General features: G+C 41.9%; 17 protein-coding genes. 16 read left to right on the top strand and 1 reads right to left on the bottom strand.

Annotated elements, in window-relative coordinates:
• The first annotated feature begins 35 nt into the window (after positions 1-35).
• From KAI37_RS18475 to KAI37_RS18420, 12 genes are all read left to right on the top strand, one after another.
• Positions 36-479, top strand: a complete 444-nt coding sequence (locus tag KAI37_RS18475) for a molybdenum cofactor biosynthesis protein MoaE (protein WP_220029981.1) — start codon at positions 36-38, stop codon at positions 477-479.
• A complete protein-coding gene (locus KAI37_RS18470; protein WP_071642128.1) occupies positions 472-705 on the top strand; it encodes a MoaD/ThiS family protein in 234 nt (77 codons plus the stop codon). The genes KAI37_RS18475 and KAI37_RS18470 overlap by 8 nt, the downstream gene beginning before the upstream one ends.
• Positions 706-742: 37 nt before the next feature.
• Complete coding sequence (gene moaA, locus KAI37_RS18465) at positions 743-1,759, top strand: GTP 3',8-cyclase MoaA (RefSeq protein WP_071642126.1); 1,017 nt, start codon at positions 743-745, stop codon at positions 1,757-1,759.
• A gap of 585 nt (positions 1,760-2,344) precedes the next feature.
• Positions 2,345-3,178 carry a BglG family transcription antiterminator LicT gene (gene licT / locus KAI37_RS18460; protein WP_013311326.1) on the top strand — a complete coding sequence of 278 codons (834 nt, stop codon included), beginning with the start codon at positions 2,345-2,347 and terminating at the stop codon, positions 3,176-3,178.
• Between the two features lie 107 nt (positions 3,179-3,285).
• Complete coding sequence (locus tag KAI37_RS18455) at positions 3,286-5,199, top strand: beta-glucoside-specific PTS transporter subunit IIABC (RefSeq protein ID WP_071642119.1); 1,914 nt, start codon at positions 3,286-3,288, stop codon at positions 5,197-5,199.
• Positions 5,200-5,230: 31 nt separating this feature from the next.
• The gene (locus KAI37_RS18450; protein WP_071642117.1) at positions 5,231-6,688 is read left to right on the top strand and encodes a glycoside hydrolase family 1 protein; all 1,458 of its coding nucleotides are present in this window, start codon (positions 5,231-5,233) and stop codon (positions 6,686-6,688) included.
• Between the two features lie 277 nt (positions 6,689-6,965).
• On the top strand, positions 6,966-7,802 hold the full coding sequence (locus tag KAI37_RS18445) for a methyl-accepting chemotaxis protein (protein WP_071642115.1): 837 nt from the start codon (positions 6,966-6,968) through the stop codon (positions 7,800-7,802).
• 85 nt (positions 7,803-7,887) lie between these two features.
• Positions 7,888-8,034: a TetR-like C-terminal domain-containing protein gene (locus KAI37_RS18440; protein ID WP_345945632.1), complete on the top strand. Its 147-nt coding sequence runs from the start codon at positions 7,888-7,890 to the stop codon at positions 8,032-8,034.
• A gap of 182 nt (positions 8,035-8,216) precedes the next feature.
• Positions 8,217-9,023 carry an alpha/beta fold hydrolase gene (locus KAI37_RS18435; protein ID WP_220029979.1) on the top strand — a complete coding sequence of 269 codons (807 nt, stop codon included), beginning with the start codon at positions 8,217-8,219 and terminating at the stop codon, positions 9,021-9,023.
• A 24-nt stretch (positions 9,024-9,047) separates the two neighbouring features.
• Positions 9,048-10,031 carry a sensor domain-containing diguanylate cyclase gene (locus KAI37_RS18430; RefSeq protein WP_071642111.1) on the top strand — a complete coding sequence of 328 codons (984 nt, stop codon included), beginning with the start codon at positions 9,048-9,050 and terminating at the stop codon, positions 10,029-10,031.
• Between the two features lie 18 nt (positions 10,032-10,049).
• On the top strand, positions 10,050-10,445 hold the full coding sequence (locus KAI37_RS18425) for a hypothetical protein (RefSeq protein WP_220029978.1): 396 nt from the start codon (positions 10,050-10,052) through the stop codon (positions 10,443-10,445).
• Positions 10,446-10,574: 129 nt separating this feature from the next.
• Complete coding sequence (locus tag KAI37_RS18420) at positions 10,575-11,537, top strand: helix-turn-helix domain-containing protein (protein WP_071642109.1); 963 nt, start codon at positions 10,575-10,577, stop codon at positions 11,535-11,537.
• An 85-nt stretch (positions 11,538-11,622) separates the two neighbouring features.
• On the opposite strand, the gene KAI37_RS18415 is transcribed toward KAI37_RS18420, so the two are convergent.
• The gene (locus tag KAI37_RS18415; RefSeq protein WP_220029977.1) at positions 11,623-12,879 is read right to left on the bottom strand and encodes an S-layer homology domain-containing protein; all 1,257 of its coding nucleotides are present in this window, start codon (positions 12,877-12,879) and stop codon (positions 11,623-11,625) included.
• 324 nt (positions 12,880-13,203) lie between these two features.
• Between KAI37_RS18415 and KAI37_RS18410 the strand changes: the two genes are divergently transcribed.
• The 4 genes from KAI37_RS18410 (at position 13,204) to KAI37_RS18395 (ending at position 16,920) form a co-directional block, all read left to right on the top strand.
• On the top strand, positions 13,204-14,406 hold the full coding sequence (locus KAI37_RS18410; RefSeq protein WP_071642105.1) for an MFS transporter: 1,203 nt from the start codon (positions 13,204-13,206) through the stop codon (positions 14,404-14,406).
• Between the two features lie 351 nt (positions 14,407-14,757).
• Positions 14,758-15,084: a hypothetical protein gene (locus tag KAI37_RS18405; protein ID WP_104496185.1), complete on the top strand. Its 327-nt coding sequence runs from the start codon at positions 14,758-14,760 to the stop codon at positions 15,082-15,084.
• 21 nt (positions 15,085-15,105) lie between these two features.
• On the top strand, positions 15,106-15,507 hold the full coding sequence (locus KAI37_RS18400; protein ID WP_220029976.1) for a hypothetical protein: 402 nt from the start codon (positions 15,106-15,108) through the stop codon (positions 15,505-15,507).
• Positions 15,508-15,909: 402 nt separating this feature from the next.
• A complete protein-coding gene (locus tag KAI37_RS18395; protein ID WP_023989680.1) occupies positions 15,910-16,920 on the top strand; it encodes an ABC transporter permease in 1,011 nt (336 codons plus the stop codon).
• Positions 16,921-16,934: the final 14 nt, after the last annotated feature.

Genomic DNA, 16,934 nt, shown 5'->3' with positions numbered 1-16,934 from the left:
AGAGTGGTTTGTCCGGTGGCTGGAAGGTGGAAAAGATGAGTGTATTTGAAATCGTAACGGAGCCCATTATCCCGCAGGCTTATGCGGATTATGTCCTAAGGCCGGAAGCAGGAGCGGTGACTATTTTTACAGGGCACGTACGAGAATGGACTCAAGGCGTACGGACCTTATACCTTGCTTATGAGGCCTACGTCCCTATGGCTCAAAAAAAACTCGCAGAGATTGGTCGCGAAATCGAACAGAAGTGGGAAGGAACGCGAGTGGCGATCGCGCACCGCATTGGCGAGCTTCAAATCGGTGATATCGCCGTTGTCATTGCTGTTTCTTCACCTCACCGTTCGGATGCGTATAAGGCGAATGAATACGCGATCGAGCGAATCAAAGAAATAGTTCCTATTTGGAAACGAGAGATTTGGGAAGATGGAACGCAGTGGGTCGGAGATCAAAAGAAAAAGCCAGGGGAGATCAGTCATGATTAAGCTGTACTACTTTGCGGGACTCCGTGAGGTGACGGGAAAAGCAGAAGAATTGGCAGATTTGGTGGGCCAAACGGTAGGCGATTTATCCAATTGGATAACAGATCAATATCCAGATATGCCGATCAAGTCTGTGCGAATTGCGATAAACGAGGAGTATGCGTTGTCTACGGATGTATTACAGGATGGGGACATTGCAGCTTTCATTCCCCCAGTCAGCGGCGGCTAATGATAACGATGCTAAACAACTAGAAAGGAGGGGGCGTATGAATTTTCATCCACTGAAAGACAAGTTGCAGCGGCCGATTCGTGACCTGCGTATATCGGTTACAGACCGCTGCAATTTCCGCTGTTCCTATTGCATGCCTAAAGAGATTTTCGGTGACGATTACGCCTTTCTTCCCCAAAATGAATGTCTGTCGTTTGAAGAGATTCACCGGCTGACGAAGCTCTTTGTATCCCTGGGTGTAAAAAAGATCCGACTCACGGGCGGCGAACCATTAATGCGCAGGAATCTACCCGACCTGGTCTCCCAAATCCTGTCCATTGACGGAGTGGAAGATGTCGGTTTGACCACCAACGGTGTGCTGCTAGGGCAGCAGGCTAAGCCTCTCTATGACGCGGGGCTACGACGGCTTAATATCAGTCTGGACGCTCTGGACCCCGAGCTATTTGGGCGGATGAATGGGCGGGGGATTAAGCCTGATGTTATTTTGAAGCAGATCGAATATGCAAGAGAAATCGGCTTTGAAATCAAGGTCAATATGGTAGTTCAAAAAGGCGTTAATGACTCGCAGATTTTGCCGATGGCCGCTTATTTTAAGGAGCAGGGAATAACCCTTCGCTTTATCGAGTTTATGGATGTAGGTAATGACAACGGATGGAGCTTCAAAAAGGTACTAACCAAAAAAGAAATCGTTGAACGACTTAAGAATGCGTACGAGCTGGAGCCGATGGATCGGGATTACTTTGGAGAAGTAGCAAAGCGTTACCGTTATAAAGACAGCGACGCACAGATTGGTTTTATTACTTCGGTTTCTGAATCGTTTTGTTCGTCTTGTACACGTGCCCGCTTATCCTGCGATGGAAAGTTTTATACATGTTTGTTTGCTTCAGGCGGATTTGATCTACGTCAGATGCTTCGTAATGGAGCGAATGACCAGGAATTACTCGATGTGATTACTTCAGTATGGGAACAACGCACAGATCGGTATTCCGATGAACGTACGGAGCAGACAGCCAACAACAAAAAAAAGATTAACATGTCCTACATTGGTGGCTGACATTTTATACCATTATAATGTGTTGTATTTGATGTGGTTGCCTCGAAAAAGAAAGCGCAAACATTTTTGTTGGCAAAACTTAAATTCGATGTTATTATGATCTTGGGATTGTTACTGAAAAGGCAAAACCCGAGGCATGGAATTAGATTTCCATGTGTTGGGTTTTGCCTTTTCTTTTTAGAATACAAGCTTTACGATATCCTGCATGATATGAATATCTGGCCAGCCATAACGCAGAAAGGTGAGTGATATAAAGCCTTACAAGTGCTGAACAACAAAGATGATGACGTCGACCAACGAATCGACATCCAAAAAATGATGTCATAGGACGTGGTTAACCGACTATATTCATTTTCAAAACGGAATATCAGATCGGTTTGGAAGCACTCAAGATCATTCAGGGAAAACGTAAGGCTTTGTCTCTTATTATGAATGCGTTTTCATAACACGAAATTGTAAATCAATACATTTGAATTTGATTTACGACGAAGGTTTGATCGGCTATTACCGTCTTGTGACCTATCTGAAATTTCGCCCAGCAACTAAATCCTTTTTTAAATTTGATGGGATAAGGGGGGCAGTTAGATGATCATAACGAAGATATTTAATAACAACGCCATAATAGCCAAAGATCAAAAAAGAGATGAATTTGTTGTTATGGGTCGTGGTATTGCATTCAAAAAGAGTGCAGGTGAACAAGTAGAAGAGCATCTAATTGAAAAGGTCTTTGTGCTTAAACATAAAGATGCTTCAGAGAAATTCAAGTTATTGTTAGAGGATGTTCCATCAGAATATGTTTCGTTATGCTATGACATCATTGAATATGGAAAAAGCATATTAGAAGCACAATTGAGCGATTATATATATGTTTCGCTTACGGATCACATGAACAATGCATTTAAAATGTTTGATGAAGGGTTTAAAAATGCAAATCCATTAATTTGGGAGATTAAAAAATTTTATCCCAAAGAATTTGCGGTTGGATTAAAAGCACTGGAGTTCATTGAAGACGAAACAGGCAAACGATTGTCAGAAGATGAAGCAGGTAATATTGCTCTTCATTTAATAAATGCTCAAGTAAACAGCTCCTACAACAAGGTAGCAGATGTTGCTCAGCAAACTCAAAAAATACACGACATCTTGAATATTATTAAATACTCTTATAATACCACCATAGATGAACACTCGATCAGTTATGAGCGATTTATTACACATTTAAGATTCTTCTTTCAGCGATTAAATAAAAAAGAAAAAGTAGAACTGGAAGACGATTTTTTGTGGAGGCAAGTGAAAACAAAGTACAAAAAGGCTTATGGCTGCATGCTGAAGATTGAGAAATACTTGGATATGGTATTGTCAGATGAGGAAAAGCTGTATATAACGATTCATATTCAGCGTGTGACCCAAAGACAAAATTGAATAACTCTTGGATTGTTACTGGTAATGCAGGCGAAACCAACCTAGATCGAATTTGATCTATTTTGGTTTTGCCTTTTTTTATAAATACAATTAAAGGGGAAGTTACAATGAAGTATGAGACATTAGCAAAAGACATCATCAGAAATGTCGGCGGCAAAGAAAATGTGAATAGTCTAACTCATTGTATTACACGCTTGCGCTTCAAACTAAAAGATGAAAGTAAAGCCAATACAGAGGTTTTGAAAAATATGGATGGTGTTGTCACTGTGGTAAAGAGTGGCGGGCAATACCAGGTTGTTATAGGTAACCATGTACCTGAGGTTTATGCTGATGTTACTGCTGTAGGCGGTTTTCAGACAGGAGATTCAGAAGAAGCATCAGGTGAAAAAATGAGTTTGTTCAATAGGTTCATTGATACCATTTCAGGTGTATTTACACCCACGCTGGGTGTCTTAAGTGCCACAGGTATGATTAAGGGCTTCACCGCCTTATTTGTAGCTTTGGGCTGGCTGGCCACTACATCGGGCACCTATCAAATTCTTAATGCTTTAGGTGATTGTTTGTTTTACTTCTTTCCTATTTTCCTGGGGTATACGTCAGCTAAAAAGTTCAATGCCAACATTTTTATAGGTATGGCTATAGGTGCATCGCTTGTGTACCCAACATTTAGCACGATAACAGCCTCGGGCAAACCACTATACACTCTATTTAGCGGTACTATATTTGAGTCACCGGTATATATCACCTTCTTAGGTATTCCGGTCATTCTGATGAGTTATGCGTCAACCGTTCTTCCGATTATCATATCCACCTATGTAGGCTCAAAAATAGAAAACTTCTTTAAAAAGGTAATCCCTAGCGTAGTGAGAACATTTTTGGTTCCGTTTTTCACATTGTTAGTTATTGTACCCTTAGCGTTGATTGTGATTGGACCTCTCTCGACTTGGGCAGGTCAACTGCTTGGCGCTGGAACCCTCTTTGTGTATAACTTAAGTCCGATTATTGAAGGTATGCTCATGGGCGCTTTCTGGCAAGTGTTTGTTATCTTTGGATTACACTGGGGACTTGTTCCTATCGCTATGAACAATTTAGCAGTGCTTAAATTCGATCCGATTCTTGCGGCTACGCTGGGAGCTTCCTTTGCTCAGACGGGCGTCGTACTGGCGATTTTGTTTAAAACCAAAAATGTAAAACTGAGATCACTTTCCATTCCAGCTGTCATCTCCGGGATTTTTGGTGTGACGGAACCAGCAATTTACGGGATTACATTACCACGTAAGAAACCATTTATTTTAAGCTGTATAGCATCCGCAGTAGGCGGCGGTATTATAGGAATGATGGGTACTAAAGGTTACATTATTGGTGGATTGGGTATTTTCGCTATCCCGAGCTACATCAGTCCGGCAGGAATAGACAACGGATTTTATGGGGCTGTTATCGGTATCCTGGTAAGCTTTGTATTAGGCTTCTTGCTTATGTTCTTTGGCGGATTTAAAGATGACGAAGTGAAAGAAGCAAAAAAGGAAGATAGTACACTAGGAGCGGCAAAAGGAGAAGTTTTAGTAAAACAAGAGACGGTGATGAGTCCATTAAAAGGTGAAGTGAAGTCTTTATCTGAAGTAACAGATGAAGCCTTTTCGACAGGTGCTCTTGGTAAAGGGATTGCCATTGAACCTTCTGAAGGTAAGGTCGTTTCACCTGTAGATGGTGTATTAACATCATTATTTTCTTCAGGTCATGCGATTGGGATTACAAGTGATCACGGTGTTGAGGTCCTCATCCATGTAGGCAAAGATACGGTCAAATTAAAAGGCAAACATTTTTATCCTAAAGTAAAACAGGGAGATGCTGTTAAAAAAGGCCAGCTGCTTATGGAGTTTGATATGGAAGCTATAAAAGAGGCTGGTTATGTCTTGACCACACCTGTTATCGTTGCCAATACTACGAATTACCTGGATGTCATTGAAACAGAGAAGAAGGCGATTGAGTATCAAGAGGATTTATTGACCGTCGTAGTCTAATCTTAATTAAATGTTGAGGAGGAATTAAACAATGAAAAATACAACTAAATTGGAATTTCCACAAGGATTTTTATGGGGAGGTGCAACGGCTGCCAACCAATTTGAAGGTGGATATAATGAAGAAGGTAAAGGCTTAAGCACTGCTGATGTGATTACGGCTGGAACGCATACGACTTCCCGAAGAATTACACCTATACTGGAAGAAGGAGTGAACTATCCGAGTCACGAGGCTATTGATTTTTTCCACCGCTATCAAGAGGATATCCGCTTATTTGCAGAGATGGGATTTAAGGTCTTTAGAATGTCCATTGCGTGGTCAAGAATATTTCCTAACGGAGATGATGCAGAGCCGAATGAGCAAGGCTTGCAGTTCTATGATCGTGTATTCGCAGAATTGAAAAAGTATAATATTGAGCCTTTGGTTACAATCTCACATTATGAAGCACCGTTTCATTTGACCCAAAAATATAATGGTTGGTCAGATCGCAGAGTCGTAGATTTTTATGTGAGATATTGTGAAGTGCTTTTTAACAGATACAAAGATGTCGTGAAATACTGGTTAACCTTTAATGAAATCAATATTTTAACCTTGTCATTTGGAGCATTCATGGCTGGAGCTATGATGCCGGAGGGGAATGGAGAGCTTGCCCATGCTACAGTGAAGGATGAGCAGGTTCTGTATCAGGCGTTGCATCATCAATTTATTGCCAGTGCAAAGGCTGTAAAGCTGGGTCATGAAATCAATAAGGACTTTAAAATCGGTTGTATGATTGCTTATATGTGTTCCTACCCACTTACATGCCATCCTGATGATATTCTGCTAGCTCAACAAAAGGATAACTTAAGTAATTTCCTATGCTCAGATGTTCAAGTAAGAGGAGCTTATCCGGGATTTGCCAAACGCTATTTTAGAGATCATAACATTCAGATCAAAATGCAAGAAGAGGATGAGGACATCTTAAAGGAAGGTTGCGTAGATTTCTATACTTTCAGCTATTATTCCTCTACTTGTGTCAGTGCCGATCCCAACCAGGAGAAGGTGGGAGGAAATTTATCTATGGGCTTAAAGAATCCTCATTTGAAAGCAAGTGCCTGGGATTGGCAGATCGATCCACAGGGATTGAGATGGTCCCTCAATAACATTTACAACCGATATGAAATCCCGTTAATGGTTGTTGAAAATGGCCTTGGCGCCGTAGATACAGTGGAAGAAGACGGCTCCATTCACGATGATTATCGAATTGATTATCTAAAGCAACACATTGAGCAAATGAAAGAAGCGATTGCTGATGGAGTAGACCTAATAGGGTATACGCCTTGGGGATGTATTGATCTGGTAAGTGCGGGAACCGGTGAAATGAAAAAGCGTTATGGGTTTATATATGTCGATAAGGATAATGAAGGCAAAGGAACACTTGCCAGATCCAGAAAAAAGAGCTTCTATTGGTATAAGAATGTGATTGAAACCAATGGAGAGCAGTTGAATTAAATCTTAGTGCCTGTTTCATAAAAGTCATACCGTCAGCGCGTGCCCATTTTAATCGGTACGCGCTGTTTGAATTTACATTATGAAACGAAAATAATACCTTACATGGATATGCATCCCGGCCGTAACAATGGATTCCCTTCAGGAAACTACGGAGATTGTTTATAGGTAGGGGCTCAACATCATCCATAGTATTTTTAAATTCACTAAACACATGGGATGAAAATGTCGAAATAGAGGATAGGACTTATATCAAAATATAAGGAAGTGGATACATATTATGAATCAAGTAGAAGCTGTTTTGACCGCCATGCCATTTATCAAAGAAGCTGCACGACAAGATGTTTCAATTTCCGTAATGGACAGGGAAAAATTTCTGTTCTTTCAGTCGGGTAAAAGCTTAGTTTGTGACTTCAAAGCTGGCGATCCTCTTCCTGATGTGCACAGAGACTTCAAAATGCTAGTAGGCGGTAAAAAGACCAGAGAGCGTTACGCTGCTGAAGTTTTCGGCATCGCTGCTGATTCTTACTTTCATCCGATTAAGAATGAACAGAATGAAATCGAGGCCGTAATATGTATCACCTATAGTATGGATAATCAAGATCAACTGAAGAAGTTGATGACTCAAGCCGAGGATGTTACAAGCAAGCTAGTTGAAGGGATTCAGCATGTGGCGGCCCATTCGGAGGAGCTTAGTGCGACAGCCGAAGAAATTCTAAGCAATACTAAACAGGCGGTTGAGGACTCCGGTAACGTGACTGAGGTGGCCGGCTACATTAAGGAAATTTCAGAGCAGACGAACTTGCTTGGATTAAATGCAGCAATTGAAGCAGCCCGAGTGGGTGAGGCAGGAGCTGGTTTTGGGGTTGTGGCTACAGAAATCCGAAAAATGTCTACGGGCACCAAGGAAGCAACCGGACGGATTGAACAGTCCTTGCAAGCCGTCAGACAATCGGTTTATAACATGGAACAAGAAATCACGCAGATTGCGGTTTCCTCCCAAGAGCAAGCCAAGCTTGTAACGGAATTTATGAATATTATTGATCAATTAAATGTAACCAACCACGGCTTGAGAGGGTTAGTAGAAAAAATTACGGATGATGTTGAAGCAGAATAAAGAATGAAAAAAAGTCTCGGTCTGTGAATTTGTACATTCCGTAATGGAAATGTAGATTACAGGCCGAGACTTTTTCTAATAGTAAATTTTTGCTATAAGATTTAACGCTTATGGAGGAGTGAATGTGACTAAGGACTGGCTTGAGAATGGCATGAAGGAATCTCCAGAGCAATTAGGCAAATTAATATTCTCTGCGATGCCTTTGCCTATAAAAAAACATTTTTTAAGATGAATAACCAGGAGAGGATACATGTATGAATTTGAATGAGTTACATGAACAGAGTTACTCCGAACTAGAAGAATATGGAGTACATGTATTTCTGAATGAGATTCATTATCCATAATCAAATCTCTTTCCGATATAATAATGAAAAGAAGCTAATAGAAGATACTACCTCAGAGAGGTGATTTATAATGGCCGTTAACATCCTCTTACGTAATAATGTAAAAGTGCTGGGCTCAGGCAGCCAAACGATCGTATTTGCTCATGGCTTTGGATGCGATCAGGATATGTGGCGTTATATCGTCCCTAGCTTTATCGACAACTACCAAATCGTCTTATTTGATTACGTAGGTTCTGGAGATTCTCAAATTAAATACTATGATTCAGAAAAATACAGCGACTTACAAGGGTATGCCCAAGATGTGCTAGATATTATGGAAGCGCTAGAATTAAGAAATGTCATATTCGTCGGACACTCCGTTAGTAGTATGATCGGAATGCTTGCTTCTATCCGCAATCCCCAATATTTTGGGCGCATCGTCATGCTCGGTCCCTCTCCTCGTTATGTGAATGACCTCCCCTATTATTATGGAGGCTTCGATAAGAGTGACATCGATGAATTGCTTGATATGATGCAAATGAACTTTATCGGCTGGGCTAGTTACCTGGCACCCATTGTTATGCAGAATCCTGAACGACAGGAATTAACCGAAGAGTTGGAGAAAACCTTTTGCTCAAGAGACCCTCATATTGCACGACAATTTGCGGAAGTGACTTTTTTTTCGGATTGCCGTGTCGATCTCCAGCATGCTTCGGTTCCTACACTGATTCTCCAGTGCTCGGACGATAGCATTGCTCCGATTGAAGTAGGGAAGTATTTACATACTCATCTTAAAAACAGCAGGCTTCAACAGATGAGGGCGAAGGGGCATTATCCTCACTTAAGTCAACCTGGAGAAACAAGCGATCTGATTAAAGAGTATTTAGCCAGTGTGTAATAACAGAAGAAAGGCAGTTATGAAATGGATATTCAATTAGATAAGGCTCCCTGTGGATATTTCTCAATCTCGGATTCTGGCTTCATTCAATCGGTGAATCAAACTTTATTGGATATGCTGCTTTATGATCGTAATGAATTGCTCGGACGTCCTATTGAATCCACAATGTCTGTTACCAACAAGCTATTTTTTCATACTTATTTTTATCCCTATATTCAGCTGTACGGGCATGTCGATGAGATGTACTTTTCGTTTCGGACAAGTGATCGACAGGATGTGCCTGTACTTCTAAACGGGGTGCGCCAGGAACGCAACGGAGAAACTGTTATTGATTGTGTAGTGCTTATGATGCGTAAGCGAATTGAACATGAGAGAGATATTCTGCAGACCAAAACCAAGCTTCAGGAATTATATCAGGCTACGAATGAAGCGAACCAGAAGCTTGAACGGTTGCACGAAGAATATGAAATCAAACAGCAGGAGCTAGAAAGGATTAATCTCCAGCTTGAAACGATGGCATCAACGGACCCGTTAACCGGTCTTAAAAATAGAAGGTATTTCCAAGATCAATTACTAGCTAGCCTCGCGTCCTTTCGTGAGAGTGGAATATCTTTTTCGCTGCTTATCATTGATATTGATCGTTTCAAAAGTATTAATGATACTTATGGTCATCCAGTGGGCGACCTAGTGCTTACGAATCTGGCAGAATTACTGCAAACCATGTCACGGGACAGGGACATTGTCGCTCGGTATGGCGGCGAGGAGTTCGTAATTATTCTTCCGGGCAACGATCAAGAAGAAGCTATTCTTACAGCGGAAAGATACCGCTTCACGACGGCCTCGATGGATTGGGGAGAATATGCTATTACTGTGAGTATTGGGGTGGCAACGGTTACGCAAGAGGATACGGAACAAACAATTGTTCATCAAGCGGATTTGGCTCTGTATGCTTCCAAAAGTGGCGGGAGAAATCGGGTCACTCATTCAGCAAATCTCGTAAAGGGATAGATATAAAGAGGGGAACAAATGGGGAAAGCGTACAAGCTGGACTGTGATAACTGTACTTATACTGAGAACATATTTGTAGGATTTGGTCTTGCATATATGAGTTTGGAATCCGTTGCTTCGTTTGTAAAGGATGCTGCCCTTAAACGATGTATTGAGGAATTCATAGGCAATCCTTCGACGAGATATGATGCTTATGACGCTCTATATGTGTGTCCGGACTGTCAGGCTATACGCAATGAATTGTTTATAGAGATGAAATCCGACTCATCCCAGTACAGGATTTCTTATGCTTGTCCTAGATGCACGAGTGTCATGAAACAGGAACACATTGAAAACAATGTTCTTCATCATTTAAGCTGTCCAGTATGTGAGAAGGGTAAATTGAAGGCAACGTTTTATATGGATTGGGATTAATAGACCCCCGAATGTCTCCACAGCTTACTCCAATAGGTCTGGTCAAACCATTCAAATTCAGCTACTATTATTGATAACGATTCTCATTCGAAGGATCAGGATGAATGAAAACATTTGAGGTGGACGCTTGTGAATTCAAATTCGTTATCATTAATATATCAGCATTATTTGGAAAAGACCCCGTTCAGACAACAGAACGAGCATACGTATATGATGTTACCGGAAGCGGGCCATGGACATATCTACCGAGTTACAACTTATAGTGGAATTGAGATTGTGTATTCGCATATTCAATATCACGAGCCGTATCCGACCAACTTTGCTTCCAGAGGACAAATGATTGAACTTCAATTTGCGCTTTCGGGTCAACGTCATGTGAATGTGGCTGGTCTGGATTATACACTCCCGAGGGGGCAGGGTGCTCTTATTTTTTTACAGGATTTCAAAGCATGTTTCCATCCTCCGGTTAAAGAACAATACCAATCTTTTGCACTTGGAATTCCTGTTTCGTTGTTTAATTATGCGGCTTCACAGTTAGCGGCTCGTCGGCAGGTAGCTATTGAATTTAATCAAATTCTTAAGGGAGCTGCATTCCATCACTTTAGTTTTGAACTGGATCACAGAAGTATAGTGATGATTGAACATTTGATCAAAGACTTGAAAAGTGTGCATAAATCGCCTTTGTTAATGGAAGCAGCGGCACTTGAGATTTTAAATCGATTTATGATTCAATTATTTGATTTAACACCTATGCCCGAGGGTTTGTCTAAAGAAGATGTCAGAAAGCTGCATATGGCTCGGGAGATACTCGAATCCAGCATGATTGATCCACCCTCGCTGATCACATTATCCAAAAAGGTTGGATTAAACGATTTTAAATTAAAAAAAGGATTCAAAGCCTGCTTTGGAACTACTGTATTTGAATATTTGCGCCAAATTCGCCTCGATTATGCGATGAAACTGCTCCGAAGCCAAGAAAGCAATGTGACTGAAGCTGCGATGGCTGTAGGATATAGCAATGTGAGTGCATTTTCAGAGCAATTTTTCCGGGAATACGGAGTGAAGCCATCGTCCTTAAAGAAGGTATTTTAAAATTTCTTTTGGCACTTTTTTTTAAATATCAGGTAAATAAAAAGCTGGAACCCTGTATAGAAAGGGTCCAGCTTTTATTTGGTGCTTAATTCACGAAAGTTTCTGCACCCTCTGAATCGATGGTTGAAGTATGGGTACGAGATGCTTCTTCAATATTTTTGAATGACCAGTAATCTGCTGGTACATCCTTCCATGTAGCCTGAATTGTTCCTTCCAGGGGTCCTCGCTTTAAGATAGTGTTCAAAATTGTAACAGTCTCTACTCGTGTTATATATTTATTGGGTTGGAAGCTGTTGTCGTTATAACCAGTAATCCATCCCGCATTAGCTAGCGCTACAATGGAATCTCTTGCCCAATGCTTTTCGATATCGGTATAGGGAGACGCTGCGGTTTGCGTTCCTTTAAGCTGCTTCCAGGATGCGAGTATTGCTGCCATTTCTGCACGGGTAATGGGTTGCTCTGGTCGAAATGTTCCATCTGCATATCCATTCATCAGGTGCTGTGTCGTAAGTGCTATAATCGAACCCTTTGCCCAATACGTGGTAGGTACATCTTTGTATGTCATTAAGCCTTCTTTTGTCTCCAGCTTCATAATCCTAGCCATCATCGCGGCGGTTTCAGCTCGTGTAATTGACTGGTCCGGTCGGAATGTACCATCCTGATAACCCGTTATATATTTTTCATGCGCAACCTCGGATTGCTCTACTGGCATGATTTCCGGAGTCGGTACATCCGTTGTTGAAACCGATGGTGATGAAGGGGTGGTTGTTTCACTGGAAGAAGATGAATCACTGCTTTCCGTGTTATCCTTCTTATCTTTTTTATTGCTGCTGCTGCTGTCGTTATCACTAGTGTCACCAGTTCCGCCAGTATTTCCAGTAGAATCAGTGTTTGTATCTCCATTTACAACCTGTATATACGCTTCAGATGTACTCGGAGCAAATCGAACATCTCCACTGTATATAGCTGTAATCGGGTGACTTCCCACACTTAAATCGCTTGTGGTGTAGGTCGCATTGGCATATCCATTCGCAATGCCATTTGGCCTCATCGTCAGCGTATCTAATATATCCGTACCGTCCATAAGGACTACCGTTCCGGTTAAATCTTTCGTAATTTGTGGGGTTGAGATGGTTTTAATACTAAACGTTACGGATTGACCTTGTTTAGAAGGATTTGTCCAACTCGTTACCGTGGTTTCAGTAGCATACACAGCATCCGTTACACTAGGTACTGGTGAAGTGTCTGCATACACAGCACTCTCGGAAAAACTCCATGTCCATGTCCCTAATAAGACGATAACAGCAAGATAAGATAAACAAAAAGACTTGATTTTACTCATAAACTTCCTCCATAAATTTTCTGGTGTCACGATGAACTTACTAAGATCCTCCATAATGACTAACCTGCTAATATGATTTCTTACACTATTGAATTACTATACTAAAGACCTCTGAACCAAATCTGAACCAAATCGACTACCTATCCACCGAACGACAGGAAGTTGATTCCTGTCCTAAAGGCTATGCCTAATTTTATCGTAAGCTTATCTAATGTTAAATTAAATCCGTTTAACCGCAAATTTATCCGTATACAGGCAGTAGTTTCTTGGTATGCTCCGTATACTTCTGCATAGAGAGAATCTATAACAGAGGAGTGTGCGAGGATGAACAGAATAAAAGGGAGCATCTTTTTCAGTGTATTTGTGGCTATGCTAGGGCTCATGCTCATTGCTCCAATTATGCCGCCCCTTATTCGTGAGTTGGGGTTAAGAGAAAGTCATTCTGGGTTAATTATATCGCTTGGCTCCATAACGATGGCCTTAATGGCCCCAATATGGGGAAATTTGAGTGATGCAAAGGGACGCAAGCCTGTGATTCTGCTTGGATTCATAGGGATGTGCGTAAGCTGCTTGCTGTTTACGCTTACTCTTTTTGCAGGATTAAATGGTTGGCTCAGCGGGGGGCTGCTGTTAGTCCTGTTAATTGTTACACGCGGTTTGATCGGCGGGTTTATCCCGGCGGTATTGTCATCCTCCCAAGCTTATATGGGAGATGTGACCGAGGGAGAAGATCGAGGCAGTGGGATGGCTATCATTAGCGCGGCCAATGGACTCGGATTAGTATTTGGGCCTGCTATTGCAGGTGCCTTTACTTTAATAGGCTTGCTGTGGCCGCTATATTTTGGGATTGTGATTGCGGCTGTAGCATTTGTAGTGGCCTTGCTGGCAATTCCGTCTGCCAAACCCGTTATTCAGCAAAAGCCAGCTCGGATTAACCCGTTTCAACCTGGTCTACGAATGTATTTGTTTGCAGGTTTGGTTACGATGATTAGTATTGTGACCATCCAGGTTATAGGCGGATTTTATTTTCAAGATCAATTAGGCCTTTCATCTGAAGAAACAGCAAGAGTGGTTTCCTTTGGACTTATGTTTTCCGGTGCAGCGATGCTGATTGTACAGATCGTTCAGATGAAATGGCTTAAATGGCAACCCAAGCCGATGATTTTGCTCGGTTCTCTGTTCCTTATTGCCGGTATGCTGATATTCCTCATGTCAGCCAGCATGGTCGTTTATTATTTAGCGTTCTTTATGTTTGGTATAGGTACAGGCTTGCTTATGCCTGGATTTATGGCTGGGGCTTCTCTTTCTGTCAGTAAAGAACAGCAAGGGGGAGCCGCTGGACTGGTGGCCACTGTCCAAGGCATTTCTGCGATTATTGCTCCTATTTTGACAACGACGCTATATCGGGTGGACAAATATATTCCTTTTGCTCTTATAGCAGCTCTGGTAGCTGTTATGGCTGTCATTATGTTGGGGGTAAGAAAGAGAAAAGGGAATAGTGAACTGGTATCTCAGAAGGCCAAATAAATAAAAGAGTTGTTTGATGAACCCATAGGCTTCCGTGCTATATTCACGAGAGCCTATTTTGTTTGCTGGTTTGAATGATAGTCAAAAGGTCTCAATTTGCTAATACATAAACTACATAGTTTAGGTATCTATTATAATAAGTTATAAGAAATAATAAGTTTTAAGAAAATTCAGGGAAAGAAGAAGGAAAATGGGAGGAACATGGGAATCCAGCAAAAATGGGTGGTTTTAAACAAAAAAGCACCTCTTATATGCGGACTGCGACGGAACTCCTGAGGTGAATGAGAAGGTGAAATCCGATTTAGGGGGGGGGCTAGTTAAGGAGGAGTTCATGAAATTGGAGGGATGCAAATGGGTTGGGAGTATGGAATTAAAGTCGCAGATGTTAAGGATATTCAAGTGCTAATGGATCGTTTAGCTGAAGCATTGCCTAGGATTGACGGATATCGGATGCAAAGGGATGAGGATGGCTTTGTCCTGCTTCAGAATGATCCCGATTGGCCTGAGGCGTTCCAGGTGTCTGTGGAAGAGGCAAGGAATATTGAAGGGTTAAAAGATGGTGAACTTTATATCTATTGTCTATTTCATATTGGTGGCGAAGATGCGGTGAAGTGGAGGGAAGGAATGTGCAGGGTGCTGGAAGAAGAGAAATGCGCTGCGGATTGGTTCGAGTTATAGCCGAAGAAAGGAATGGTGAGATTGAGTAAGGAGGACAAAAAAGAGATTCAGACACTAATCTATCGCTATAGTGGTCCACGAGCCAATATTGGATATACTTTTGAACCGCTGCGTTATGGGGATACGGATGAACCAAAGCTGGAGGAGATAATCTTTATCTACGCAGATGACTTTGATATCGTGTTGTCTGCGTTAAAGTCCAAATATCCATTTGACGATCCTGATACGGGGGAAACGTATGAGGCTTTTGATCCCTGTTGGGATAATCCGATTCCGGAGTCGATATGGCATGAGATATTAACAGAATTGGATGCTTGGCCTGCCAAGGAGCCGGAATTGCGCATATTTATCGATTCCTTTATAGCTTGGGTCAGAGCACACCTGAAGCGAGCAAATGGTATTATCGTGACTGGAAATCTATAGAGAAAGACAAAGCAATACGTATTTTCGCTACCCCTCGCTTCAATGTGCGACCGGACAGCAAGCTACTGAGTCGAACACCTCGTTCTTTGCAGTGCACGCGATTATTTCTCCTTTCCTGATCGGCCTAATACAATCTATATATAAAAAACAAGCGATTTCCTTTTGAAAGGGGGCCGCTTTTTTTGGCATCATGCTGATTTTGATTTCTATATTCAAATAAAACACGACATTTAAATAACATGATGAGTAACTTTAGTGCGAAAACGACAAAATTCGTCATTATTTTTAGTTATTCAGGACGTGGAAACCGTTCTTGTTCCTTAGTACAATAAGTAAAAATAACAAGTGATGAAAAGAAAGGTGACAAAGACACGAAGAATTACGGATAAGGGGGGACAGGCTGTGGCCGTATACACACTACGTAGATTGATACAAATGATTCCGGCACTGCTTGGTATTGTCGTCATTACATTCATGATCTCAAGAGTGCTTCCGGGTGATCCTGCCGTGATGCTTGCGGGGGAACAGGCTACACCCGAGACGATTGAAAATATTCGAAGCAGCATGGGACTGGATCAACCGAAGTACATTCAATTTTTTCATTATGTAGTTGGATTGTTCCAAGGTGATCTGGGTCAGGCTTATCACACCGGACAGTCAGTGGCAAGCGACTTTGCTACCCGGTTTCCAGCAACCATCGAGTTGGCGCTGGCAAGCTTGGTTATTGCGATTCTGGTGGCAATCCCAATCGGCATCCTGGCAGCAACCCGTAAAGAATCGATTGTTGATCACATTTCACGTGTGTTTTCCTTGATCGGTGCATGTATGCCCATTTTCTGGATTGGCCTGTTATTCATTTATATCTTCTATGCTAAATGGGGCATCGCTCCTGCGCCCATGGGTCGAATTAGCGGTGACATCAATCCGCCGACGCATGTTACGGGACTTTATGTACTCGATAGTTTGATGACCGGTGATTTTGTAGCTTTAAAAAGCAGTTTATCCCATTTGGTTCTGCCAGCAGTCTGTCTCAGTACAGGCACTATGGCGATTGTGGCACGGATGATGCGTTCCAGCATGCTGGAAGTGATCGGTCAGGATTTTGTTCGCACAGCCAGAGCCAAAGGTCTGCGCGAAGGGATTGTCATTTACAAGCACGCACTCATTAACGCCTTTATTCCAACACTTACCGTACTTGGTTTGCAGGTCGGTTACCTGATTGGTGGAGCGGTTATTACCGAAACCATTTTTACCTGGCCAGGAGTGGGCAGCTATGTGACGGACTCCATTTTGGCGGCTGACTACGCACCGATTCAAGCATTTACCCTCGTAAGTGCGCTGATTTACAGCTTTATCAATCTTGGAGTCGACTTGGTTTACGGATTGATTGATCCACGTATCCGGTACGAATAATGAACGAAGCACAA

The organism is Paenibacillus sp. S25 (assembly GCF_019454085.1).
In the GTDB taxonomy this organism is placed as follows: Bacteria; Bacillota; Bacilli; order Paenibacillales; family Paenibacillaceae; genus Paenibacillus; species Paenibacillus polymyxa_B.
This window is presented reverse-complemented; position numbering and strand designations above follow the sequence as displayed.